General features: G+C 72.9%; 1 protein-coding gene. It reads right to left on the reverse strand.

The window, feature by feature from the left end:
- Window positions 1-291 (reverse strand): C40 family peptidase (locus BI06_RS41720; RefSeq protein WP_043477327.1); only part of this gene is annotated, 291 nt, incomplete at both ends.

Raw genomic sequence — 291 nt, forward strand, 5'->3', positions numbered from 1 at the left:
GACCCGGGGCAGCTCGATGTCGCCGCGCCGGAAGGCCTGCTGGACGAGGCCCGAGCAGTCGTAGCCGTCCGGACCGTTCCCGGCCGTCTTGAACGGCTTGCCCAGCTGCGCCAGCGCGAACTGCACCGCCGTCTCGACGTCACCGTCCGCCGCCGGGGTCGCCGGAGCCGCCGCGTCGGCCGAGGAACCGGACCCCGAGGCCGAACCGGAGGAGGTGTCCGACCCCCCGGTCCGCGCGAGGTAGATGTCGTAGTGCGTGGTCCAGCGCCACTGGCCCTGGCTGTTCTTGAA

The organism is Kitasatospora sp. MBT66 (assembly GCF_000710405.2).
GTDB lineage: Bacteria > Actinomycetota > Actinomycetes > Streptomycetales > Streptomycetaceae > Kitasatospora > Kitasatospora purpeofusca.